The following is a 21,890-nucleotide window of genomic DNA, read 5'->3' as shown; positions in this document are numbered from 1 at the left end:
ATAGTGCCATCTGGGAAAGCGATGGATTGCTTCGTCGCTTCCGCTCCTCGCAATGACCGGGGCCTGCCGTTTCACGTGAAACGCTAGGCGGATGCCTTCGCAGTCTTCCGCCGCGCTTCCCGCCGGAGATAGGCCGCCAGAATACCGAGCGCCGCCGGCGTCATGCCGTCGATCCGGCCGGCCTGGCCGACCGTCCGCGGCTGCGCCTTCTGCAACTTGGCGCGCGCTTCGTTCGAGAGACCGGGGACATCGGTATAGTCGACGTCGGTCAGAACCAGACCCTCGTCACGCCGGAAAGCATCAACATCGGCGGTCTGGCGCTTCAGATAGACATCGTATTTGGCATCGATCTCGAGATGCACCGCGATTGCAGGGTCAATGGCCGACAGCTCCGGCCAGATCGCCCGGACCACGGGCCATTCGATCTCCGGATAAGCCAGAAGCTCGAAGGCGGAGCGGCGATTGCCGTCACGATTGAGGGCAAGCCCGTGCTTGGCGGCCTCATTCGGTGTGATCGCGAGCGACTTCGCCAGCCGCTTGGCCGCCTCCAGCGCCGCCATCTTGGTCCGATGGCGCTCGGCCCGCGCCGTTCCGACGCATCCGAGTGCAATGCCCTTGTCGGTCAGGCGCTGGTCGGCGTTGTCGGCACGCAAGGTCAGCCGATATTCGGCGCGCGAGGTGAACATGCGATACGGCTCGGTGATCCCGCGGGTCACGAGATCGTCGATCATCACCCCGAGATAGCCGTCGGCGCGGTCGAACACGATCGGATCGGCATCGCCGGCCGCGAGCGCGGCATTGAGCCCGGCGACAACGCCCTGCCCCGCCGCCTCCTCATAGCCCGTAGTGCCATTGATCTGGCCGGCCAGGAAAAGCCCGCGCAGACGCTTGGTCTGCAGCGTCGGATCGAGCTCGCGCGGATCGACGTGGTCGTATTCGATCGCATAGCCCGGCCGGACCATCGTCACCCGCTCGAGGCCGGGGATGCTGGCGAGGATCGCAAGCTGGACCTCTTCCGGCAGCGAGGTCGAGATGCCGTTCGGGTAGACCGTGGTGTCGTCGAGCCCTTCCGGCTCCAGGAAGATCTGATGGCCGTCGCGGTCGCCGAAGCGGACGATCTTGTCCTCGATCGAGGGGCAATAGCGCGGTCCGGAGCTCTTGATCTGGCCGGAATACATCGGCGAGCGATGCACATTGGCGCGGATCACCTCATGGGTCGTCGGCGTGGTCCGGGTGATGCCGCACTGGATCTGCGGGGTCGTAATCCGGTCAGTCATGACCGAAAACGGCTCCGGAGGCTCGTCTCCGGGCTGCATTTCGACCGCGGACCAGTCGATCGTGGTGCCGTCGAGGCGCGGCGGCGTCCCGGTCTTGAGCCGGCCGAGCACAAACCCTGCCCGTTCGAAGGAAGCAGACAGGCCCATGGCCGGCGCCTCACCGACCCGGCCCGCCGGCCAATTCTTTTCCCCGAGATGGATCAGACCACGCAGGAAGGTGCCGGTCGTGATGACAACCGCCCCCGCCGACAGCCGACGGCCATCGCCCAGGCAAATGCCGGTCACGCGGCCATCGACGACGACCAGTTCATCCGCCTCGCCTTCGATGACGCTGAGGTTCGCGGTCTCGGTGATCGCGGCCTGCATCGCGGCCGCATAGAGCTTGCGGTCGGCCTGCGCCCGGGGGCCACGAACCGCTGGACCTTTCCGACGATTCAGCATGCGAAACTGGATGCCGCCGGCGTCGGCCACCCGGCCCATCAAACCGTCCAAGGCATCGACTTCGCGGACCAGATGGCCCTTGCCGAGCCCGCCGATGGCGGGATTGCACGACATCGCGCCGATCGTCGCGAAACGATGGGTCACCAAGGCGGTCTTTGCGCCCATCCGGGCAGAAGCGCTCGCGGCCTCGCAGCCGGCATGGCCGCCGCCGATGACGATGACGTCAAATGAGTCTGCCCTGGAAGTCATGCCGGGACTTCTATCGTGGAGTCATGAAAGCCGGAAGAACGAAGTTGGGATCGCCGCTCTGAGACCGAAGCCCGAGGCAAATATGGACTGCTTCGCTTCGCCCGCAATGACGGATGGGACCGTTTCACGTGAAACAGTGCGGCTGTATGATCGGCAATTGTTTCACGTGAAACAGGATGAGGGTTCCTTAACCAGATCGAAACCATGTTTCACGTGAAACAGATGGGGCACCCGCTACTTCCCGACGCAGAATTCGCGGAAGATGACGTCCAGGATGTCTTCAACATCCACCCGGCCGAGCAGACGACCGAGTGAGTAAGCGGCCCGCCGGAGTTCCTCCGCCGCCAGTTCCTCGCCCTGCCCGACCACGTCCATGCTGCGCTGAAGGGATTCGACGGTCTCCTGCAACAATCCGCGCTGCCGCGTCCGACTGATCAAGCCGCCTTCGCTGGTTCCAAAATAGTCCTGAGCGAACCCGATCAGCGCGGCGATCAGCTCTGACAACCCATCGCCACGAGCAGCCGAGATCCTGAATTCGGGGTAACTGCCACCCTCGCCCGTCATGGTCCTGACGAGGTCGATCTTGTTCCGCACCAGCCAGGTCGGCGTCGTTCCGCCATGTCCCGCCCTTGCATCGCCGCTGTCGGCCAGCCACAGCACGAGGTCCGCCTCCACGGCGCGGGCGCGGGCGCGGCGGACGCCCTCCTGCTCCACCGGGTCGTCGGTCTCGCGAATGCCGGCGGTGTCGATGACCGTCACCGGATAGCCGTCGAGGTCGAGCTGCACCTCGATCACATCGCGGGTCGTGCCGGCATGCGGCGAGACGATCGCGACCTCGCGCTTGGCGAGCTGATTGATCAGGGTCGATTTGCCGACATTCGGCGGACCGGCGATCGCGACCACCAGGCCGTCGCGCAGCCGCTCGCCTTGCCCCTGCCCCGCAAGGACTTGCCTGATCTCCTCATGTAGCGCGCGGATCTTCTCGAGCGCCGGTGCGATCAGCTCGGCCGGCACATCGCCTTCATCTGAGAAATCGATGCCGGCCTCGATCAGCGCCGACGCCGCGATGATCCGCTCGCGCCAGTCGCGCGCGCGGTCGCCAAGCAACCCCCTCAACTGGCGCAATGCTTGGCGCCTTTGACGGTCAGTGTCGGCGTGGATCAGATCGTCCAGGCCCTCGGCCTCGGTCAGGTCGAGCTTGCCGTTCTCGAAGGCCCGCCGGGTGAACTCGCCCGGCTCGGCCGGCCGCACATTGTCGAATGCCGCGATCGCATCGAACATCGCCGCCAAGACGGCCCGTCCGCCATGGACATGAAATTCGGCGACGTCTTCGCCGGTGGCACTGGCCGGGCCTGGAAACCACAGCACGACCCCGTCATCGATCGGTTGATGGTTCGAATCGCGGAGCAGCGCGCGGGTCGCCAGCCGCGGCACCGGCGTCTTGCCCGCCAGTCCTGCAATGACCGACTCGGCCATTGGGCCAGACAGCCTGACAATGGCGATCGCACTCGGCGGCCGCCCCGAGGATAACGCGAAAATAGTCTGGTCGCGTGGATGCATCGCCTATTTCTTCCAGCAAATCGGCAAAGGCAATGCCGCTTCGATTTCGCACTCCATACCGCAAAATACTGCGATGCAGCATGATCTGATTTCACTGCAGCAGCCGCGCAGCAATTTTGCTGCGGTGTCGTCAGCTAGGACCAATCCACATTCAGGATTCCCATAGCTGAATGATGCTGAATCAATGCGTTCCGGACGTTTTGATTCGGAGCGTGCTGATGGGTGTGAAGCGCTATGAGCTAAGTGATGCGCAATGGGCTCGGATTGCGCCTCTGCTGCCAGGCAAGGTGGGCGATCCCGGCCGCAGCGGTGTCGACAATCGCCTGTTCGTGAACGGGGTTTTGTGGGTTCTGCGGTCCGGCGCCTACTGGCAGCACCTGCCGGAGCGCTACGGCAAGTGGAAGAGCGTACACGCGCGTTTCACCCGCTGGGCCAAGGCTGGCGTTTGGGAGAAGGTGTTTGCCGAGCTGATCAAGGATCGCGACAACAAATACCTGATGCTCGACACCACTCTGGTTCGTGTCCACCAGCAGGCTGCGAGCGGAAAAGGGGGGCCAAAACTCAGGAACTGGGGCGTTCCCGAGGTGGTTTGACCACCAAGATCCACATGCTCTGCGACAGCCTCGGTCGGCCGCTGCGCTTCATGCTCACCGCCGGACAACGACACGACAACCTCACCGCAAAAGCCCTGCTCGAAGGCTTCAAGGCCGAGGCCGTGTTGGCCGATAAGGCCTACGACAACAATGATCTACGCACGACCATCGCGGACATGAACGCCGAAGCGGTAATCCCCTCAACCCGCTCTCGTAAGATCCCCATCCCGCATGACGAGACGATCTACAAGCTACGCAACCGCATCGAGCGTTGCTTCAACAAGCTCAAACACTTCCGCCGCTTTGCCACGCGATATGACCGACGAGCAGACTACTTCCTCGCATTCGTCCACCTCGCCGCAATCTGCATTTGGCTCCGCTGAATGTGGATTCGTCCTAGATCACCAAGCTATGATAGAAATATAAATAATATCAGATAGTTAACTGGAAACCCAGTGCGGAGAACGGCTCCTTTTATGCTGCACTTAGCCGCAGCAAATCCGCAGCATGAAAAAGGCGCCCCGTTTGTGCGGAGCGCCCTGTTCTTTTCGGCCGTGGCCTCAGGTGTTCATGGAATCGAAGAATTCCGAGTTGCTCTTCGTATTGCGGAGCTTGTCGAGCAGGAAGTCGATGGCGTCCATGGTGCCCATCGGATTGAGGATGCGGCGCAGGACGTACATCTTCTTCAGCACCTGCGGATCAGTGATCAGCTCCTCCTTGCGGGTGCCGGAACGGGCAATATCGATCGCCGGGAAGGTCCGCTTGTCCGAAACCTTGCGGTCGAGGATCAGTTCGGAGTTACCGGTGCCCTTGAACTCTTCGAAAATGACTTCGTCCATGCGGCTGCCGGTATCGACCAGCGCGGTCGCGATGATGGTCAGCGAACCGCCCTCCTCGATGTTGCGCGCGGCACCGAAGAAGCGCTTCGGACGCTGCAGCGCGTTGGCGTCGACACCGCCGGTCAGCACCTTGCCGGATGACGGCACGACGGTGTTGTAGGCGCGGCCGAGGCGCGTGATCGAATCGAGCAGGATCACGACGTCGCGGCCGTGCTCGACGAGGCGCTTGGCCTTCTCGATCACCATCTCGGCGACCTGGACGTGACGCACCGCAGGCTCGTCGAAGGTCGACGACACCACCTCGCCCTTCACCGAGCGCTGCATGTCCGTAACTTCTTCCGGACGCTCGTCGATCAGCAGCACAATCAGATAGCAGTCGGGATGATTGGCGGTGATGGAGTGCGCGATGTTCTGCATCAGCACCGTTTTGCCGGTGCGCGGCGGCGCCACGATCAGCGCGCGCTGGCCCTTGCCGATCGGCGCGACGATATCAATGACGCGGGCGGAAAGGTCCTTCTTGGTGGAATCCTCAAGCTCCATGCGGAAACGCTGATTGGGAAACAGCGGCGTGAGGTTGTCGAAATTGACTTTGTGCTTGGCCTTCTCGGGATCCTCGAAATTGAGCGTATTGACCTTCAGCAGCGCGAAGTAGCGTTCGCCTTCCTTCGGGCTGCGGATATGGCCTTCGATGGTGTCGCCGGTGCGCAGGCCGAAGCGGCGGATTTGCGAGGGCGAAACGTAGATGTCGTCGGGGCCGGGCAGGTAGTTCGCGTCAGGCGAACGAAGGAAGCCGAATCCGTCGGACAGCACCTCCACGACGCCCTCGCCGACAATGTCGGTCTCGGCGGCGGCGAGGTTTTTGAGAATTGCGAACATCAGCTCCTGCTTGCGCATGGTGCTGGCATTCTCGACCCCATTCTCTTCCGCGAACGAGACGAGCTCGGCCGGCGTTTTCGATTTGAGGTCCTGGAGTTTGATTTCCCGCATTGGGGTCGTCCTGTGAGGAAGTAGGTAGGGAAGGGGTGCGAGGTGGCTCTGGAAAAAGCGGACGCCAAAGGAAGGTCCGCAGGTCTCAGCCAGGAAAGTGCCGTTTGGGCTTTCAAACCTGATGCGGCGCCGGTCCGAAAAGAACCGGAACGCGACCACATCCGCCTGCGTGGGGTGGGATAAATCCTATATAGAAAATCGATTCGTCCTTCGCAAGAAGGACTGAAGCATGCGTCTTGACCATCGTGATGTCTAGAACGGCTTCACCACCACCATGATCACGATCAGGATCATCAGGACCGTCGGCACCTCGTTGATAATACGATAGAATTTCTGGGTTCGCTGATTCCGGTCGGCGGCGAAATCCTTCACGCAACGGGACAAAAAGCCGTGGATACCCGACATGGCGAGCACCAGCGCAAATTTGACGTGAAACCAGCCGGATAGGTACCAGTGTCCGGCCCAGACCAGGAAAAGTCCGGCCAGCCAGGTCACGATCATCGCGGGGTTGATGATCCCCTTCAAAAGCCGCCGCTCCATGACCTTGAAGGTCTCGGACTGCCTGGAGCCGACCTCGGCCTCGCAATGATAGACGAACAGCCGCGGCAGATAGAGCATGCCGGCCATCCACGAGATCACGGCGACGATGTGCAGGGCCTTGACCCAGGCATAGATCGGCAGGGCGTTGATCCAGTCGAACATCGCAGTGATGCCTTTCGGGGAACAGTTCGGGAGGGCTCAGCGCTGCGCGCAAGGCTTCGCCGGCGAGGGACGGATACATATCCGCACACACGGCTCTCCTAAACCTAATTAATTTTAGAATCTAAGGTTTGAGTCTTAATGGCAGTGAATTTGACTCATGCAATCCGGTCCAGCGGTTGCTGCGCGCTTGTTCACATCCCTCAACATTCCGGTCGGCGGCGGCGGATATCCGGAATCTGTCGCAGGACTCAATTGGTTGCGCGCCTCTGTGGCCAGCTTATGAAGAGACAAATCCACACTGCTTCACTATCATCCCCGCCATGACGTCGACTTATCCTTTTGCGACGTGCTGTGAAGAATGGGGCGAGATATACAGGGGCCTGGCCATGGACCCGGATTCTTCTCCTCGACCTCCACAGGGATTCACAGGATAGACAGGGGCTCTGGTGCCGACGACTTCCAATTATTTCCACCTGCATCTGGTGTCGGACTCGACCGGCGAGACGCTGATCACCGTGGCGCGCGCGGTCGCCGCGCAATACGCCAATGTGACCGCGGTCGAGCATGTCTATCCCCTGGTGCGCAGCCAGAAGCAGCTCGATCGCGTGCTCGACGAGATCGAGGAATCGCCCGGCATCGTCCTGTTCACGCTGCTGGAAAAGGATCTGGTCGGCCGGCTCGAGGGCAAGTGCAAGGAGATCAACGTTCCGAGCCTGTCGATCATCGGGCCTGTGATGCAGTTGTTCGAGGCGTATCTGGGTGCCGCGACGACCGGGCGCGTCGGCGCGCAGCACGTGCTGAACGCGGAATATTTCCGCCGCATCGATGCGCTGAACTACACGATGATGCATGACGATGGTCAGCATGTCGAAGGCCTCGAGGAGGCCGATGTCGTGCTGGTCGGGGTATCCCGCACCTCGAAGACACCGACCTCGATCTATCTCGCCAACCGCGGCATCCGAACGGCGAATGTGCCGCTGGTGCCGGGCATCCCGCTGCCGCACCAGCTCGAGACCTTGAAGAAGCCGCTGGTGGTCAGCCTGCATGCGACGCCCGAGCGCCTGATCCAGGTCCGGCAGAACCGCCTGCTCACCATGGGCGACCGCGACAATGACACCTACATCGACAAGCAGTCGGTAGCCGACGAGGTTGCCTTTGCCCGGCGCCTCAGCGCGAAATTCAACTGGGCGCTGCTCGACGTCACACGGCGTTCGATCGAGGAGACCGCGGCCGCGGTGATGAAACTCTTCAACGACCGCCAGCGCGCGCGGCCGTCGGAATGATTCCCACGTCATGAGCATCTGGCGCGGCCCACAGAAGCTGATCCTCGCGTCGCAGAGCCGGACGCGAAAGATGCTGCTTGAAAATGCCGGCCTCGATTTCGAGGCGCTGCCGGCCGACATCGACGAACGCGCGGTGCAGAAGAATTCCGGCCTTTCGGCCCCGGGCGAGATCGCATCGCTCCTGGCGCGCGAGAAGGCGCTGTTCGTGTCCAGGCAGAGGCCCGGTCAATATGTCGTCGGCGCCGACCAGACGCTGGCGCTGGGGCAGCGCATGTTCAGCAAGCCCGCCGGCCGCACGCAGGCTGCCGAGCAACTCGCTCTGCTCGCCGGACGGACCCATGAGCTGCATTCCGCCGTCTCGGTCGCACGCGATGGAAAGGTCCTGTTCGGCGATGTGAGCGTGGCCCGCATGACGATGCGACGGCTCGCTGCCGGCGAGATCGAGAGCTATCTCGACCATGCCGGGGAGGCGGTGACGACCAGCGTCGGCGCCTACCAGCTCGAGGGCCTCGGCGTGCATCTGTTCGAGCGGATCGAAGGTGACCATTTCACCATCCTCGGCCTGCCGCTATTGTCGCTGCTGGCGTTCCTGCGCGGCGAGAAGCTGCTCGCGGTGTGAGGCGTGGCGACGGGAGAGATGCTGAACCGATGTTGATGCGATGCTGATTGTTGGACTGACCGGCTCGATCGGGATGGGGAAATCCACCACGGCCAAACTGTTCATGGAGGCCGGCGTGCCGGTCTATGACGCCGATGCGGCCGTGCATCAGCTCTACGAAGGCGAAGCTGCGCCGGCGATCGAGGCCGCCTTTCCCGGCACCACTGCCGGCGGCAAGGTCGATCGCGCGAAACTGTCGGCGCGCGTGGTGCACGATCCTGCTGCGATGAAGCAGCTCGAGCAGATCGTGCATCCGATGCTCGGCGCGTCGCGCCAGAAATTCTTCGCCGATGCGGAAGCCGCAGGTAACCCGATCGTCGTTGTCGACGTGCCGCTATTGTTCGAGACCGGCGGCGAGAAGCGTGTCGATGCCGTCGTTGTCGTCACCACGTCGCCGGAACTGCAACGCGAGCGGGTGCTGGCCCGCGGCACGATGGATGCCGCCAAGCTCGACGCCATCATCGCCAAGCAGATGCCGGACGCCGAGAAGCGCAAACGCGCGGATTTCATAGTGGATACCTCGCACGGCCTCGATCCGGTGCGGGCGCGTATCCGCGACATTCTGGCCGAGGTTGTTAAGATGCCGAAGCGGCGCGCCTGATTCGCCCGCCTTTTCGGATTCCATCACGTCATGCGCGAAATCGTTCTCGATACCGAAACCACTGGCCTCGATCCGCTGCGCGGCGACCGGCTGGTGGAGATCGGCTGCGTCGAGATTTTCAACCGCATGCCGACGGGACAGACCTACCACGTCTACATCAATCCCGAGCGCGACATGCCGGCGGAAGCGTTCGCCGTGCACGGGCTGTCGACCGAGTTCCTTGCTTCCAAGCCGCTGTTCACTGAAGTGGTCGACGAGTTCCTGGCCTTCATCGGCGATACGCCGCTGGTGATCCACAACGCGTCGTTCGACATCAGCTTCATCAACGCCGAGCTCGACCGCATCAAGCGGAAGGCGATCCCGAAGGACCAGCTGGTCGATACGCTGCTGCTGGCACGGCGCAAGCATCCCGGCGTGTCGAACCGGCTCGACGATCTCTGCTCGCGTTATCAGATCGACAATTCCCGCCGCACCAAGCACGGCGCCTTGCTCGACGCCGAGCTGTTGGCCGAGGTCTATATCGACCTGATCGGCGCGCGGCAGTCGCAGCTGATCCTGGCATCGGAAACGTCGGATGCGCGCGCGGGCGGCCATAGTGGTGACACGCCGCGGCGGCAGCGCGAGACCCCGCTACTCGCGCGGGTCAGCGACGCCGATCGGGAGGCCCACAGGGCCTTCATTGCCACGCTCGGCGACAAGCCGATCTGGAACGATTACCTGCCGCCGCCAGCGCCTGCTGCAGCACCGGCGGCCTAATCAAGATTGCTCTATATCCCCGTCATCCTGAGGAGCGCGGAACGCGCGTCTCGAAGGATCGACGGCCCGGACTGTGGCCGTCGATCCTTCGAGACGCCCGCAAGCGCGGGCTCCTCAGGATGACGGATCACACTTCCGCGCGTGTTACATTTTTTCGAGTTTAGAACTCAGCTCGGCTTGACGCCGGGAGCGGCCTGGGCGGCCGCCTGCCGCTCCATGTTCTGGCGGTAGAGACCGAGGAAATCGACGGGGTCGAGCAACAAGGGCGGGAAGCCGCCGTCGCGGACCGCGGTCGCGACGATCTCGCGTGCGAACGGGAACAGCAGCCGCGGGCACTCGATCATGACCAGCGGGTGCAGGTTCTCCTTCGGCACATTCACGATCCGGAAGACGCCGGCATAGGCGAGGTCGAAGCTGAACATCACCTTGCCTGCGGTCTCGGCCTTGCCCTCGATCGAGAGGATCACCTCGTACTCGTTCTCCGACAGGTTGTTGGCGGAGACGTTGATCTGGATGTTGATCGCCGGCTGCTGTTGCTGCTGGCCAAGCGAGGCTGGCGCATTCGGGTTCTCGAACGACAGGTCCTTGGTGTACTGCGCCAGTACGTTGAGCTGGGGAGCGGGTTGTTCGACGGGGGCGCCGTTGCCATTGGTCATGAAAATGTCTCCTGGAGCAGCGCTCGATGGACAGAATGTCCGACGGCACGCGTTAAGGTGTTGAGAATGCCGATGCCGGGCGAGTGGCTATCATAGGCCCGGCTCGGTCCACAAGGACGACGAAAGGGCGGGCCGGCGGCGAATTCTCCCGGCAAAGGGCAGCGCGCGCAAGCCTGCCCAATCTCTTAACAGCTTCCTAAATTATTGAAGATGCGCGATTTCCTGAAAGGAACGGGTTTCCCCCAGGGGTCAAAACGCGCTAGACTTGCCCGTGCCAAAAAGCGCCATTGGCCGGGCATAGTTTCGTGCCTACATCTGCGGACTCTATCGGTGATGTAATCTCTGCTGTTCCCGACCGGGAACGCTTTGACGGCCGGCCCGTTGCCGGCAGAGACCAGAAAGCGAATTCGACGTGGATATTTACACCATCATCTTCCTGGCGCTGGCCGTGTTTATCTTCCTGCGCCTGCGCAGCGTTCTCGGACAGCGCACGGGAAGCGAGCGGCCGCCTTATGATCGCGCCGCGCCCAACGTCGTGCAGCGCGGTCAGGACAACAACGTCGTTCCGATCCCGGGATCGGTAATCGACCAGCCGGCCTCGGCGGCGCCCGCCGAGCCGGTCGAGCCCACGGAACGCTGGAAGGGCATCGCCGAGCCCGGCACGGCGCTGGCGCAGGGTCTCGACGCGGTGGCCGTCCAGGATTCCTCGTTCGATCCGCGGCATTTCCTCTCAGGTGCCCGCTCGGCCTATGAAATGATCGTGCTGGCGTTCGCCAATGGCGATCGCCGCGCGCTGCGCGATCTGCTGTCGACCGAGGTCTATGAAAGCTTCGAGGCCGCGATCAAGGATCGCGAGAAGCACGAGCAGAAGACCGAGACGCGGTTCGTCTCGATCGACAAGGCTGAGATCGTCAGCGCGGAGACGCGTGACCGCTCGACCCAGCTCACCGTCCGCTTCGTGTCGCAGATGATCTCGGTCACGCGCGATAAGGCCGGCACCATCGTCGACGGCAGCCCGGACAAGGTCGCCGACATCACCGATATCTGGACATTCGCCCGCGACTCGACTTCCCGCGATCCGAATTGGAAGCTGGTTGGCACTGGAAGCGCTCACTAAGCATCTCAGCTACGGGCGGCTCGCGGTCGCGTGCTGCGCGCTCGCGGTGCTGTGCTCCACCGCAGCGATCGCCGCGCGCTACAGATCAAGCCGGCACCCTCCGCCGCGACACGAGCATAGCCACCCGATCCCCTATCCCAATCTGGAAATGCCGCTGCAGGTCAGCGGCAGCCAGTATGAGCCGTTCGCCTGGTCCAACGTCGCCGGCTGGAGCGCCGACGATCATCTCGCGGCCTACCAGGCGTTTCGTACCAGCTGCAAGCCGATCGCGGCCCAGCAGGGCGCGCCTGCCGATTCGAAAGCGCTTGGAAGCTCGCTGCGCGACCCCTGCCGGATCGCCAAGGGGCTCACGCTGAGCGACGGCGTCAAGGCGAAGGACTTCTTCGAGCAGAATTTCGTGCCGTTGCGCATCTCGCGGCTCGGCGAGGACGCCGGCTTCGTCACCGGTTACTACGAGCCGGTGCTCGATGGATCGCGGACCCAGACCGACGTCTACAACGTGCCGGTCTATCGCCGTCCGTCCAACCTGTTCGTGCGCGGCAAGACGCAGAATTCGGTCGGCCTGCCCAATGGCGGCGCGGTGTATCGCAAGATCGGCCGCCGCAAGCTCGTGCCCTATTACGACCGCGGCCAGATCGAGGACGGCGCGATCGCCGGCCGCGGGCTCGAGATCTGCTGGCTGAAGAGCCAGACCGATCTCCTGTTCGCGCAGATCCAGGGCTCGGCGCGGATCAAGCTCGAGGACGGCACCACGCTGCGCATCAATTACGACGCGCATAATGGTTATCCCTATACACCGGTCGGACGCGTCCTGATCGACCGCGGCATCATCCCGAAGGATCAGATGTCGATGCAGAAGATCAGGGAGTGGATGGAGCAGAATCCTGACGGCGCCAAGGACCTGCGGCGGCAGAACCGTTCCTACGTCTTCTTCCGCGAGGTCCCGCTGTCCGACAAGGACGAGGCCGTCGGCGCGCAGGGCGTGCCGCTGACGCCGGGCCGCTCGATCGCGGTCGACAAGGCGCTGCATGTCTACGGCACGCCGTTCTTCATCGCCGGCGAGCTGCCGATCGAATCCGAACAGTCGAAGACGCCGTTCCACCGGCTGATGATCGCGCAGGACACCGGGTCGGCGATCGTCGGCCCGGCGCGCGCCGATCTTTATTTCGGCGCCGGCGCGGAAGCCGGAAAGGTCTCGGGCCGGCTGCGGCACAACATGCAGTTCGTCATGCTGGTGCCGAGCGGTCTCGACCCCGTCGCGCGCGGCCACAAGCTGCCGGTTCCGGATGAGCGGCCCTCGGCCAAGATCGCAAAGCTGTTTCCGCAGACCGAGCCGCCGAAGGACAAGCCGGCGGCGAAGGCTGCGGATGTGCCGACCGCCGGCATCGCCAAAAGCGCGGCGAAAGACTTAGGCAATAGCGCCGCCAGGAACCCTGCCGCGAAGGATGTCGCGCCCGCAGCGCCGGCAGCAACGACCCCTGTCGCGCAGGCCGCGCCTGTGGCAGAACCGGTGCCGTTGCCGGTCGCCCGGCCCGATATTCCGCAACCGGAGAAGCGGCGCTTCCGGCGCTATCGCCATTACCGCGATCAATGAAACGACCCGCGCCGATCCCCGATCTGTCCGCTCCGTCGCGGCGCAAGCGCGCGCTGAGCGAAGAGGAGCGCGCGCTCTGGGAGAGCGTGGCAAAGCAGGTCAAGCCACTGCGCAAGCGGCCGGTCGCCGCGAAGGCCCCCGCCGCCGCCTCTGACCCGGCCACCCATCACGCGATTGCCAAACCCATCCCGGTCAAGCCGGCGACAGCGGTCAAGGCTGCGCCGGCGCAACGCCCGCACGCGCCGCCGCTGGCGCCGATCGGCCGTCGCGAACGTGCAAAGCTCTCGCGCGGCCGGCAGGAGATCGATGCGCGGCTCGATCTGCACGGCATGACCCAGCTGCGCGCGCATCGCGTGCTGTTCACCTTCCTGCAGCGCGCGCACAGCGACGGGCTCACTTTCGTGCTCGTCATCACCGGCAAGGGCAAGGTCGGTGGTCTCGATTCCGAACGCGGCGTGCTGCGCCGCCAGGTTCCGGAATGGCTCAGCTTGCCGGAATTCCGCTCGCTGGTCGTCGGCTTCGAGGAAGCGCATATCGGCCATGGCGGCGAGGGCGCGCTTTACGTGCGTGTCCGGCGCGCGCGAGCCTAAAGCTAAAACGGGCGGACGATCCCGACGCGCGGGATCAGCGTTACGATCCAGCCTGATATCGTCGTCTTGCGGTCGTCCGACGGGATCGACGGCACGTCCTTCGACGCCGGCAGCATCCTGGTGGCATGCAGCATCAGGAAGATGCAGACCGCCCAGTTCGAGATCCAGCGCGAATAGTCGAACACGGTCACGAACATCACGAAATAGCCGGCGCTGATCACAACGAGCGCTCCGAGCACGATCCGGCGATGCAGTTCACTCGCGAGCGCGCCAATCAGTCGCGCGAAATAGCGCCACAGCGGCGTGTGCAGCCAGATCAGCAGCGCAAACACCGGAACGCCCAGGATGTTCGAGGGCATGCGCGCCCAGGTGTCGGCGAACTCCTTCGACAGCGGCTGGTACCAGATGTAGCCGAACTGAAGCAGGTCGGTGCGTGACGGATCGGCCATCCGGCTCTGCAGATGACGGATGAATTCGTCATAGGGCACGTCGACCGTGCCAGCGAATTGCGCGACCAGGAACAGGATGCCGACCGCGGCGAGCGCTGCGATGCCGAAGACGGCGTTCCGCGGCGTCACGCCCTGCACCAGATAAAAGCGCAGCACCACGATCGCCGTGATGGTCGGCACATACATCAAGACGAAGATGTGATGGACCAGGATCAGCAGGATCGAGAACAGCGCGGCAATCAGCACATACACCATTGATCGCGCCGGGATCAGCAGCAGCACGATCGTCAGCGCACAGCCGTAGATGTCGAAATGGCCGAGCGTGTGCATGAAGTTCTTCAGGAAGAACGGCGAGCCCGCGATGAAGACGAACAACGGCCAATGCGCGTCGTTGAAGCCGAATGTGCGGCGGAACAGTTTGATGAACAGCCCGAGCGTCACCAGCCAGATCGCGCCGGCCAGCGCGAACACCAGCCATACGGGCACCTTGTCGGTGAACAGCGACACGATCGCCCCGACCAGCGCGCGCTTGGTGAAGCCGTAGTGATAGTCGACCAGCAGATGGATGTAGGGAACGAAGGGCGGCAGCGCGATCTTGTGCAGGAACACGCCGACCAGCACGGCCGCATTGACGGCCAGCATCAGGCGCCAGGGGTTTTGCCACACCCGCAGATTCATCGATCGCCCACTCTCGTCGTCCCGGGCAAGCGAAGCGCGACCCGGGACCCATAACCACCGAAGGTAGTTCTAGAAGGAATGTCGGCCCGAGTCTTTGTCACCGCGGACTGTCGGGGTTATGGGTCCCGGCTTTCGCCGGGACGACTATGGTGGCCGCCTACAAAATAAATCGGCTCAGGTCGGCGTTCTTGGCGAGGTCGCCGACATGCTTGGTGACGTAGTCGGCGTCGACCTGGATGGTCTCGCCGTGGCGATCGGGCGCGGTGAAGGAGATCTCGTCCAGCACCCGCTCCATCACGGTCTGCAGCCGCCTTGCGCCGATGTTCTCGACCGTGGAATTCACCGCCACGGCGACATCGGCCAGCGCGTCGATGGCGTTGTCGGTGATGTCGAGCGTGACGCCCTCAGTCTTCATCAGCGCGACATATTGCTTGATCAGCGACGCCTCCGGCTCGGTCAGGATCCGGCGCATGTCGTCGCGGCTCAGCGCTTGCAGCTCGACGCGGATCGGCAGGCGGCCCTGCAGCTCCGGCAAAAGGTCCGACGGCTTGGCGATATGGAACGCACCCGAGGCGATGAACAGGATGTGGTCGGTCTTGACGGCGCCGTGCTTGGTCGAGACCGTGGTGCCTTCGATCAGCGGCAGCAGGTCGCGCTGCACGCCCTCGCGGGAGACGTCGCCGCCGGCGCGGTTCTCGCGCACGCAGATCTTGTCGATCTCGTCGAGGAACACGATGCCGTTGTTCTCGACCGCGTTGATCGCCTCCTGCACCAGCTGATCGGTGTCGAGCAGCTTGTCGGATTCCTCGTTGACGAGGATTTCGTGCGAGCCCTCCACCGTCAGGCGGCGGGTCTTGCTGCGTCCGCCCATCTTGCCGAAGATGTCGCCGAGCGAGATCGCGCCCATCTGGGCGCCCGGCATGCCGGGGATTTCAAACATTGGCATGCCGCTGCCGCCCGACTGCGTCTCGATCTCGATCTCCTTGTCGTTGAGCTCGCCGGCGCGCAGCTTCTTGCGGAACGACTCGCGCGTCGCCGGGCTCGATCCCGGGCCGACCAGCGCGTCCAGCACGCGTTCCTCGGCGGCAAGCTGGGCGCGGGCCTGAACGTCCTTGCGCTTGCGCTCGCGGGTCTGCGCGATCGCGACCTCGACGAGGTCGCGGACGATCTGCTCGACGTCGCGGCCGACATACCCTACCTCGGTGAACTTGGTGGCCTCGACCTTGAGGAATGGCGCGCCAGCGAGCTTGGCCAGCCGCCGCGCGATCTCGGTCTTGCCGACGCCGGTCGGCCCGATCATCAGGATGTTCTTGGGCAGAACCTCCTCGCGCAGGGAACCGGCGAGCTGCAGCCGCCGCCAGCGGTTGCGCAGCGCGATCGAGACGGCGCGCTTGGCGTCGGTCTGGCCGACGATGAAGCGGTCGAGTTCAGAAACGATTTCACGGGGAGAGAAGTGAGTCATTGGCTCTAGCTAGGTTGGAATCGCGGTCTCGGCAAGCGGCAGTCCTCCAAGGCATGGTCCCCTAAAGAATCGGCGGCCCGGCCTGCCACTGCCTGATCGCCTCGAACGGGTGGATCAGCATGATGATGTTCAGTGTCAGATTGTCGCGAATGTGAAGCAGCAGCACGGTTTCGAACAACACGCCGAGCGCGACGGTCGCCGCGATCGGCAGCCTGCGCGCCAGCAGGAAGCCGACAACCATCGCAAGCGTGTCCGACACCGAATTGACGATGGTGTCGCCGTAATAATCGAGCGAGATCGTGCCGGCGCGGTAGCGCTCGATGATCCAGTTGGAATTTTCGACGAGCTCCCAGCTGCCTTCGATCAGCATCGCGACAATCAGCCGCCCGGGCCAGGCGAGGCGCGGCAGCAGGAGGAAGGTCAGACCGTAGAACAGCAGGCCATGCAGCACGTGCGACAGCGTGTACCAATCGGCGATGTGCTGCGAGTTCTCCGAGCTCTGAACCGAGCCATGCCAGAGCTTGACGTAGCCGCAGGCGCAGATCGGCAGACGGCCCATCGCATAAAGCAGCGCCGCCTGCAGCACGAGCAACGCTGCCGCGATCGCCAGCCAATGCCACGCTGAAATGCCGGTGATAGGCTTGTGCGCGATCGTCATGCGTCGCGCGCCATCAGCAGCGCCGGCCCGTCCGGCGTATCGACCATACCCACCTTCTGAAAACCCGCCTTCTCATAGGCGCGGATCGCGCGCGCATTGGCCGGATCGGGATCGGTGACGATGCGTGGCGCGCCCTGCGCCAGCCGGTCGTCGACAAAGGCGCGGATCAGCGCCGAGCCGTGGCCACCTGCCATCATGTCGGGCTCGCCGATGAAGAGGTCGATCCCGCGCGTGCCCTTCGGCTGGGCCCCGAAGCCGGAATTCCAGGCCGTCAGGTCGTAGCACTGGATATAGCCGAGGTCGCCGCCATCGGCCGCGACGATGAACTGGTCCATGGCCGGCTCGTCGAGGTCGCCGCTGACCAGCGCGTATTGCTCGGCCGGATCGCCCCACCATTCCCGCACATGCGGCAACGCCAGCCACCGCTTGATCAGCGACAGGTCGGCCGGCGTCATCGGGCGGAAATGATAGGGGCGGGCCATGCTCAGCCGCCGATCGTCTCGATCGTCACGTTCCGGTTGGTGTAGACGCAGATATCGGCGGCGATATCCAGCGCGCGGCGGACAATGGTCTCGGCGTCCTTGTCGGTATCGACCAGCGCGCGGGCCGCGGCGAGGGCGTAATTACCGCCGGAACCGATCGCCATGACCCCGGATTCGGGCTCCAAAACGTCGCCGGTGCCGGTCAGCACCAGGGAAACGTCCTTGTCGGCCACGATCATCATGGCCTCCAGCCGGCGCAGGTAGCGGTCGGTCCGCCAGTCCTTGGCGAGCTCGACGGCCGCCCGGGTCAGCTGCCCCGGATATTGCTCCAGTTTGCTTTCCAGTCGCTCGAACAGGGTGAAGGCGTCGGCGGTGGCGCCGGCAAAGCCGCCGATCACGTCGCCCTTGCCGATCCGGCGGACCTTCTTGGCATTGGCCTTGATCACGGTCTGGCCGATCGAGACCTGCCCGTCGCCGCCAATCACCACCTTGCCGCCCTTGCGGACCGTGCAGATCGTGGTGCCATGCCAGACCGGCAGCTCATTTGGGGATGCTTGCATAGGTTACCTCTCTTCCGGGCAGATTTAGGCGGTCGGGCAGGGGGTTACAATCGGGACGAAATCGGCGTGTTTTCAGGCGAAGTGGGCACCGGTTCGCGTGAGGAAAGCGCGGCAGAACCAGATCGACAACGAATTCCGGTCACCATGGCCGGAAGTTGGGGCGTTTCGAGGTCATCCCGCAGTAGCGAAGGTGACATCAGCCTGTTAAAAGACCGGCGTTTTCGGCACGGGAAAGCTTAATTTTCATGCGCACCGCAACCATCAAGCGCAAGACCAAGGAGACCGACATCGAGGTGACGGTCAACCTCGACGGAGCAGGCGTATCCACGGTTTCGACCGGGATCGGCTTCTTCGACCATATGCTCGACCTCCTGGCCCGGCATTCGCGCATCGACATCACGGTGAAGGCGGATGGCGATCTCCATGTCGATTACCACCACACCACCGAAGACGTCGGGATCGCGCTCGGACAGGCCGTGAAGCAGGCGCTCGGCAACATGGCCGGCATCACCCGCTACGCCTCGATCCACATGCCGATGGACGAGACGCTGTCGCGCGTCGTGATCGACATTTCCGGCCGCCCGGTGCTGGTGTTCAAGGCCGAATTCCCGCGCGACAAGATCGGCGAGTTCGACACCGAGCTGGTGCGCGAGTGGTTCAACGCCTTCGCGATGAACGCCGGCGTGACTCTGCACGTCGAGACCCTATATGGCGAGAACAGCCATCATATCGCCGAATCCTGTTTCAAGGGTCTGGCGAGGGCGCTGCGGACGGCAATTGCGATCGATCCGCGTGCCCAGGGCGAAGTGCCCTCGACCAAGGGTCAGCTCGGCGGCTGATCTCTGGAGCATGATCCGGAAGAGTGGATGCCGGTTTTCCGAAAGATCATGCTCTAAATAAGAGTCCATCCTCGGCGGAGCGTTCGATGCCGGTCTATACAGTGCATGCCCCCGTGGCCAATGGCGCCGATCTCGCGGCGACCGACAAGTTCGTCTTCGTGCGCGACGGCTTCCATTTCTGGGCCGCGGTTGCGGGCGTGATCTGGCTGGCCTGGCATCGGCTCTGGCTGGCGCTGATCGGCTGGTTCGTTCTTACTTTCGTGATCGATTACGCGCTGGCCAAGCTTGGCGTCGGCCGCAGCGCGATCTTCTTCGTCGACCTGGTGCTGATGGTGTTGCTCGGCCTCGAGGCCGCGACCCTGCAGCGCTGGACGCTGTCGCGGCGCAGGTGGCGCCAGATCGACATCGTCGTGGGTGACGACGTGGAGGCCGCCGAGCGCCGTTTCTTCGCGCGCTGGACCGCGCGGCATCGCGGCGCCGTCAACGACCAGCGGTCGGTCGATCGCGGCGCGCCGCCCCCGACCCGCGACGTTCCGGGTCAGTCGTTTTCAAAAGCCCCGCCGATGCCGCAGGGCGGCATCATCGGATTGTTTCCAGAGCCAGGAGGATCGCGATGACCGTTGCAATCATCGATTACGGCTCCGGCAATCTGCATTCGGCGGCCAAGGCCTTTGAGCGCGCCGCGCGCAGCATGGAGGATCCGCAAGCCATCAAGGTGACGCGCGACCCCGATGCGGTGTATCGCGCCGATCGCATCGTGCTGCCCGGTGTCGGCGCCTTCGCCGATTGCCGCCGCGGCGTCGACGCGGTCGACGGCATGCTGGAGGCGCTGACCGAGGCGGTGCGGGTCAAGGCCCGGCCGTTCTTCGGCATTTGCGTCGGCATGCAGCTGATGGCGACGCGCGGCAAGGAGCACGTGATCACCGAGGGCTTCAACTGGATCGGCGGCGATGTCGAGAAGATCGAGCCGCGCGACGAGAGCCTGAAGGTCCCGCATATGGGCTGGAATACGCTCGACATGGTGCGCGAGCATCCGGTGCTGGAGCGGCTGCCGCTCGGGCCGAAGGGACGTCACGCCTATTTCGTGCACTCCTATCACCTCAACGCCGCCAATGAGGCGGACGTGCTCGCGCGCGCCGACTATGGCGGGCCGGTGACCGCGATCGTCGGCAAGGACACCGCGATCGGCACCCAGTTTCACCCCGAGAAGAGCCAGCGCTTCGGCCTCGCTTTGATCGCCAATTTCTTGAAGTGGAAGCCGTGATTCTCTTTCCAGCGATTGATCTGAAGAACGGCCAGTGCGTGCGCCTGGAGCAGGGCGACATGGCGCGCGCCACCGTGTTCAATCTCGATCCGGCGGCGCAGGCGGCGAGCTTCGCCGCGCAGGGCTTCGAATATCTCCACGTCGTCGATCTCGACGGCGCCTTCGCCGGCAAGCCGATGAATGCGCATGCGGTGGAGGCGATGCTGAAGGCCGTCACCATGCCGGTGCAGCTCGGCGGCGGCATCCGCGACCTCAAGACCATCGAGGCCTGGCTCGACAAGGGCATCACGCGCGTCATCATCGGCACCGCCGCGGTGCGCGATCCCGAGCTGGTGAAGGGCGCGGCGAAGACATTCCCCGGCCGTGTCGCCGTGGGCCTCGATGCGCGCGACGGCAAGGTCGCGGTCGAAGGCTGGGCCGAGACCTCGCATGTGACCGCGCTCGAGATCGCGCAGCGCTTCGAGGATGCCGGCGTCGCCGCGATCATCTTCACCGACATCGCCCGCGACGGCCTGCTCAAGGGCCTCAACCTCGACGCCACCATCGCGCTTGCCGACCGCATCTCGATTCCAGTGATCGCCTCCGGCGGCTTTGCCTCGATCGACGACGTCAAGGCGCTGCTGGAGCCGCGTGCGAAGAAGCTGGCCGGTGCGATCGTCGGCCGTGCGCTCTATGACGGACGGCTCGATCCGGCCGCTGCCCTTCAGCTGATCCGCGGCGCGTAGGAGGAGATCATGTTCAAGGTTCGCGTGATCCCGTGCCTCGACGTCAAGGACGGCCGCGTGGTCAAGGGCGTCAACTTCGTCGATCTGCGCGACGCCGGTGATCCGGTCGAGGCCGCGATCGCCTATGACGCCGCCGGCGCCGACGAGCTCACCTTCCTCGACATCACCGCCACCCATGAAAACCGCGGCATCATGCTCGACGTGGTGCGGCGGACCGCGGAAGCCTGCTTCATGCCGCTGACCGTGGGCGGCGGCGTCCGCACCGTCGACGACATCAAGACCCTGCTGCGGTCCGGCGCCGACAAGGTCTCGATCAATTCGGCGGCCGTCAGCCGGCGCGAATTCGTTAAGGAAGCGGCCGAGAAATACGGCGAGCAATGCATCGTGGTCGCGATCGACGCCAAGCGGGTCAAGCGCGCCGGCGGCTCGGACCGCTGGGAGATCTTCACCCATGGTGGACGGAATGCCACGGGGATCGATGCCATCGAATACGCCCAGGAGGTCGTCTCGCTCGGCGCCGGCGAAATCCTGCTGACCTCGATGGACCGGGACGGCACCAGGCAGGGCTTTGACCTGCCGCTGACCCGGGCGATCGCGGACAGTGTCCCCGTACCGGTCATCGCGTCCGGTGGTGTCGGCAATCTCGACCACCTGGTCGATGGCGTCCGCGAGGGTCACGCCACCGGCGTGCTGGCAGCGTCGATCTTCCACTTCGGGGAATTCACCATCCGCCAGGCCAAGGATCACATGGTGCGCGCCGGCCTGCCGATGCGGCTCGATCCCTAGCGTGAGCGTGGTCAGGAAAAGTGGAAACCGGTTTTCCGTGAAGTCCACGCTCAAACAGGGAGAGCTGGGACTCCTTGTCACAAA

Annotated in this window: 24 protein-coding genes; 14 read left to right on the top strand and 10 right to left on the bottom strand. The window is 63.9% G+C overall.

The genetic code is table 11. The features are described from left to right. Positions 1-83 precede the first annotated feature (83 nt). Positions 84-1,967, bottom strand: a complete 1,884-nt coding sequence (gene mnmG, locus ACVW1B_RS35305) for a tRNA uridine-5-carboxymethylaminomethyl(34) synthesis enzyme MnmG (RefSeq protein ID WP_253605709.1) — start codon at positions 1,965-1,967, stop codon at positions 84-86. 234 nt (positions 1,968-2,201) lie between these two features. Continuing rightward, a complete protein-coding gene (mnmE, locus tag ACVW1B_RS35300) occupies positions 2,202-3,527 on the bottom strand; it encodes a tRNA uridine-5-carboxymethylaminomethyl(34) synthesis GTPase MnmE (protein ID WP_253605711.1) in 1,326 nt (441 codons plus the stop codon). Here mnmE and ACVW1B_RS35295 point away from each other — a divergent pair. Then, positions 3,463-3,693: a hypothetical protein gene (locus ACVW1B_RS35295; RefSeq protein ID WP_456822779.1), complete on the top strand. Its 231-nt coding sequence runs from the start codon at positions 3,463-3,465 to the stop codon at positions 3,691-3,693. The two genes, mnmE and ACVW1B_RS35295, sit on opposite strands and share 65 nt — an antisense overlap. Before the next feature lie 52 nt (positions 3,694-3,745). Continuing rightward, positions 3,746-4,503 (top strand): IS5 family transposase gene (locus ACVW1B_RS35290; RefSeq protein WP_256558577.1). Its coding sequence is split into 2 segments (ribosomal slippage): positions 3,746-4,082 and positions 4,082-4,503, totalling 759 coding nucleotides; the frame shifts between segments, so codons are not numbered across the junction. Between the two features lie 177 nt (positions 4,504-4,680). Here the strand turns inward: ACVW1B_RS35290 and rho are convergent. Further along, positions 4,681-5,946 carry a transcription termination factor Rho gene (gene rho, locus ACVW1B_RS35285; protein WP_028341998.1) on the bottom strand — a complete coding sequence of 422 codons (1,266 nt, stop codon included), beginning with the start codon at positions 5,944-5,946 and terminating at the stop codon, positions 4,681-4,683. Positions 5,947-6,198: 252 nt separating this feature from the next. Then, complete coding sequence (gene hemJ, locus ACVW1B_RS35280) at positions 6,199-6,621, bottom strand: protoporphyrinogen oxidase HemJ (protein ID WP_028335809.1); 423 nt, start codon at positions 6,619-6,621, stop codon at positions 6,199-6,201. A gap of 473 nt (positions 6,622-7,094) precedes the next feature. Between hemJ and ACVW1B_RS35275 the strand changes: the two genes are divergently transcribed. Genes ACVW1B_RS35275 through dnaQ form a run of 4 tightly spaced genes read left to right on the top strand, consistent with a single transcriptional unit; the run spans position 7,095 to position 9,946 of the window. Next, positions 7,095-7,931: a pyruvate, water dikinase regulatory protein gene (locus tag ACVW1B_RS35275; protein WP_016841463.1), complete on the top strand. Its 837-nt coding sequence runs from the start codon at positions 7,095-7,097 to the stop codon at positions 7,929-7,931. A 10-nt stretch (positions 7,932-7,941) separates the two neighbouring features. Beyond that, entirely contained in the window at positions 7,942-8,550 is a 609-nt protein-coding gene (locus ACVW1B_RS35270) for a Maf family protein (protein WP_253605715.1), read from the top strand. 40 nt (positions 8,551-8,590) lie between these two features. Next, positions 8,591-9,190, top strand: coding sequence for a dephospho-CoA kinase (coaE, locus tag ACVW1B_RS35265; protein WP_057020333.1), 600 nt, complete (start codon positions 8,591-8,593; stop codon positions 9,188-9,190). A gap of 30 nt (positions 9,191-9,220) precedes the next feature. Continuing rightward, positions 9,221-9,946 carry a DNA polymerase III subunit epsilon gene (dnaQ, locus tag ACVW1B_RS35260; protein ID WP_050383510.1) on the top strand — a complete coding sequence of 242 codons (726 nt, stop codon included), beginning with the start codon at positions 9,221-9,223 and terminating at the stop codon, positions 9,944-9,946. A 167-nt stretch (positions 9,947-10,113) separates the two neighbouring features. Here the strand turns inward: dnaQ and secB are convergent, their stop codons facing one another. Continuing rightward, complete coding sequence (secB, locus tag ACVW1B_RS35255; RefSeq protein WP_069279084.1) at positions 10,114-10,602, bottom strand: protein-export chaperone SecB; 489 nt, start codon at positions 10,600-10,602, stop codon at positions 10,114-10,116. Positions 10,603-11,014: 412 nt separating this feature from the next. Here secB and ACVW1B_RS35250 point away from each other — a divergent pair, with 412 nt between their 5' ends. The 3 genes from ACVW1B_RS35250 (at position 11,015) to ACVW1B_RS35240 (ending at position 13,903) form a co-directional block, all read left to right on the top strand. Then, the gene (locus ACVW1B_RS35250; RefSeq protein WP_057020336.1) at positions 11,015-11,719 is read left to right on the top strand and encodes a Tim44/TimA family putative adaptor protein; all 705 of its coding nucleotides are present in this window, start codon (positions 11,015-11,017) and stop codon (positions 11,717-11,719) included. A 148-nt stretch (positions 11,720-11,867) separates the two neighbouring features. Beyond that, positions 11,868-13,313 carry a murein transglycosylase A gene (gene mltA / locus ACVW1B_RS35245; protein ID WP_456823082.1) on the top strand — a complete coding sequence of 482 codons (1,446 nt, stop codon included), beginning with the start codon at positions 11,868-11,870 and terminating at the stop codon, positions 13,311-13,313. Then, a complete protein-coding gene (locus ACVW1B_RS35240) occupies positions 13,310-13,903 on the top strand; it encodes a Smr/MutS family protein (RefSeq protein WP_168856142.1) in 594 nt (197 codons plus the stop codon). The genes mltA and ACVW1B_RS35240 overlap by 4 nt, the downstream gene beginning before the upstream one ends. 2 nt (positions 13,904-13,905) lie before the next feature. Here the strand turns inward: ACVW1B_RS35240 and ACVW1B_RS35235 are convergent, their stop codons facing one another. The 5 genes from ACVW1B_RS35235 to hslV all read right to left on the bottom strand — a co-directional run bounded on the left by ACVW1B_RS35235 (position 13,906) and on the right by hslV (position 18,192). Continuing rightward, positions 13,906-15,030, bottom strand: a complete 1,125-nt coding sequence (locus ACVW1B_RS35235; protein WP_456822778.1) for a hypothetical protein — start codon at positions 15,028-15,030, stop codon at positions 13,906-13,908. Positions 15,031-15,187: 157 nt separating this feature from the next. Beyond that, positions 15,188-16,492 (bottom strand): ATP-dependent protease ATPase subunit HslU, encoded by a 1,305-nt coding sequence (gene hslU, locus ACVW1B_RS35230; protein ID WP_253605718.1) that lies wholly within the window; start codon positions 16,490-16,492, stop codon positions 15,188-15,190. 61 nt (positions 16,493-16,553) lie between these two features. Next, positions 16,554-17,150: a DUF2585 domain-containing protein gene (locus tag ACVW1B_RS35225; protein ID WP_253605720.1), complete on the bottom strand. Its 597-nt coding sequence runs from the start codon at positions 17,148-17,150 to the stop codon at positions 16,554-16,556. Then, entirely contained in the window at positions 17,147-17,632 is a 486-nt protein-coding gene (locus ACVW1B_RS35220) for a GNAT family N-acetyltransferase (protein WP_253605721.1), read from the bottom strand. The genes ACVW1B_RS35225 and ACVW1B_RS35220 overlap by 4 nt, the downstream gene beginning before the upstream one ends. A 2-nt stretch (positions 17,633-17,634) precedes the next feature. Continuing rightward, positions 17,635-18,192, bottom strand: a complete 558-nt coding sequence (hslV, locus tag ACVW1B_RS35215) for an ATP-dependent protease subunit HslV (protein ID WP_057020343.1) — start codon at positions 18,190-18,192, stop codon at positions 17,635-17,637. Positions 18,193-18,437: 245 nt separating this feature from the next. On the opposite strand from hslV, the gene hisB reads away from it, so the two are divergent. The 5 genes from hisB to hisF all read left to right on the top strand — a co-directional run bounded on the left by hisB (position 18,438) and on the right by hisF (position 21,806). Further along, positions 18,438-19,031: an imidazoleglycerol-phosphate dehydratase HisB gene (gene hisB, locus ACVW1B_RS35210; protein ID WP_016841476.1), complete on the top strand. Its 594-nt coding sequence runs from the start codon at positions 18,438-18,440 to the stop codon at positions 19,029-19,031. 86 nt (positions 19,032-19,117) lie between these two features. Next, positions 19,118-19,648: a DUF2628 domain-containing protein gene (locus tag ACVW1B_RS35205; protein WP_057020344.1), complete on the top strand. Its 531-nt coding sequence runs from the start codon at positions 19,118-19,120 to the stop codon at positions 19,646-19,648. Then, positions 19,645-20,295 carry an imidazole glycerol phosphate synthase subunit HisH gene (gene hisH, locus ACVW1B_RS35200; protein ID WP_028341984.1) on the top strand — a complete coding sequence of 217 codons (651 nt, stop codon included), beginning with the start codon at positions 19,645-19,647 and terminating at the stop codon, positions 20,293-20,295. The genes ACVW1B_RS35205 and hisH overlap by 4 nt, the downstream gene beginning before the upstream one ends. Beyond that, positions 20,292-21,020 carry a 1-(5-phosphoribosyl)-5-[(5-phosphoribosylamino)methylideneamino]imidazole-4-carboxamide isomerase gene (hisA, locus tag ACVW1B_RS35195; protein ID WP_028335795.1) on the top strand — a complete coding sequence of 243 codons (729 nt, stop codon included), beginning with the start codon at positions 20,292-20,294 and terminating at the stop codon, positions 21,018-21,020. The genes hisH and hisA overlap by 4 nt, the downstream gene beginning before the upstream one ends. A gap of 9 nt (positions 21,021-21,029) precedes the next feature. After that, positions 21,030-21,806 (top strand): imidazole glycerol phosphate synthase subunit HisF, encoded by a 777-nt coding sequence (gene hisF / locus ACVW1B_RS35190; protein WP_038382736.1) that lies wholly within the window; start codon positions 21,030-21,032, stop codon positions 21,804-21,806. Positions 21,807-21,890 lie beyond the last annotated feature (84 nt).

Source organism: Bradyrhizobium sp. USDA 4502 (assembly GCF_054063355.1).
The sequence above is the reverse complement of the archived record's forward strand: the minus strand, read 5'-3'. Positions and strand labels throughout refer to the sequence as shown.

Bases quoted from the DNA above. Each gene is read 5' to 3' on its own strand.
- coaE (WP_057020333.1), top strand. From the start codon at position 8,591: ATGCTGATTGTTGGACTGACCGGCTCGATCGGGATGGGGAAATCCACC.
- ACVW1B_RS35240 (WP_168856142.1), top strand. From the start codon at position 13,310: ATGAAACGACCCGCGCCGATCCCCGATCTGTCCGCTCCGTCGCGGCGC.
- ACVW1B_RS35270 (WP_253605715.1), top strand. From the start codon at position 7,942: ATGAGCATCTGGCGCGGCCCACAGAAGCTGATCCTCGCGTCGCAGAGC.
- hisH (WP_028341984.1), top strand. From the start codon at position 19,645: ATGACCGTTGCAATCATCGATTACGGCTCCGGCAATCTGCATTCGGCG.
- secB (WP_069279084.1), bottom strand. From the start codon at position 10,602: ATGACCAATGGCAACGGCGCCCCCGTCGAACAACCCGCTCCCCAGCTC.
- mnmG (WP_253605709.1), bottom strand. From the start codon at position 1,967: ATGACTTCCAGGGCAGACTCATTTGACGTCATCGTCATCGGCGGCGGC.
- mltA (WP_456823082.1), top strand. From the start codon at position 11,868: ATGCCGCTGCAGGTCAGCGGCAGCCAGTATGAGCCGTTCGCCTGGTCC.
- dnaQ (WP_050383510.1), top strand. From the start codon at position 9,221: ATGCGCGAAATCGTTCTCGATACCGAAACCACTGGCCTCGATCCGCTG.
- ACVW1B_RS35220 (WP_253605721.1), bottom strand. From the start codon at position 17,632: ATGGCCCGCCCCTATCATTTCCGCCCGATGACGCCGGCCGACCTGTCG.
- mnmE (WP_253605711.1), bottom strand. From the start codon at position 3,527: ATGCATCCACGCGACCAGACTATTTTCGCGTTATCCTCGGGGCGGCCG.
- ACVW1B_RS35295 (WP_456822779.1), top strand. From the start codon at position 3,463: ATGGCGATCGCACTCGGCGGCCGCCCCGAGGATAACGCGAAAATAGTC.
- hslV (WP_057020343.1), bottom strand. From the start codon at position 18,192: ATGCAAGCATCCCCAAATGAGCTGCCGGTCTGGCATGGCACCACGATC.
- ACVW1B_RS35205 (WP_057020344.1), top strand. From the start codon at position 19,118: ATGCCGGTCTATACAGTGCATGCCCCCGTGGCCAATGGCGCCGATCTC.
- ACVW1B_RS35225 (WP_253605720.1), bottom strand. From the start codon at position 17,150: ATGACGATCGCGCACAAGCCTATCACCGGCATTTCAGCGTGGCATTGG.
- hisF (WP_038382736.1), top strand. From the start codon at position 21,030: ATGTTCAAGGTTCGCGTGATCCCGTGCCTCGACGTCAAGGACGGCCGC.
- hslU (WP_253605718.1), bottom strand. From the start codon at position 16,492: ATGACTCACTTCTCTCCCCGTGAAATCGTTTCTGAACTCGACCGCTTC.
- ACVW1B_RS35235 (WP_456822778.1), bottom strand. From the start codon at position 15,030: ATGAATCTGCGGGTGTGGCAAAACCCCTGGCGCCTGATGCTGGCCGTC.
- rho (WP_028341998.1), bottom strand. From the start codon at position 5,946: ATGCGGGAAATCAAACTCCAGGACCTCAAATCGAAAACGCCGGCCGAG.
- hisB (WP_016841476.1), top strand. From the start codon at position 18,438: ATGCGCACCGCAACCATCAAGCGCAAGACCAAGGAGACCGACATCGAG.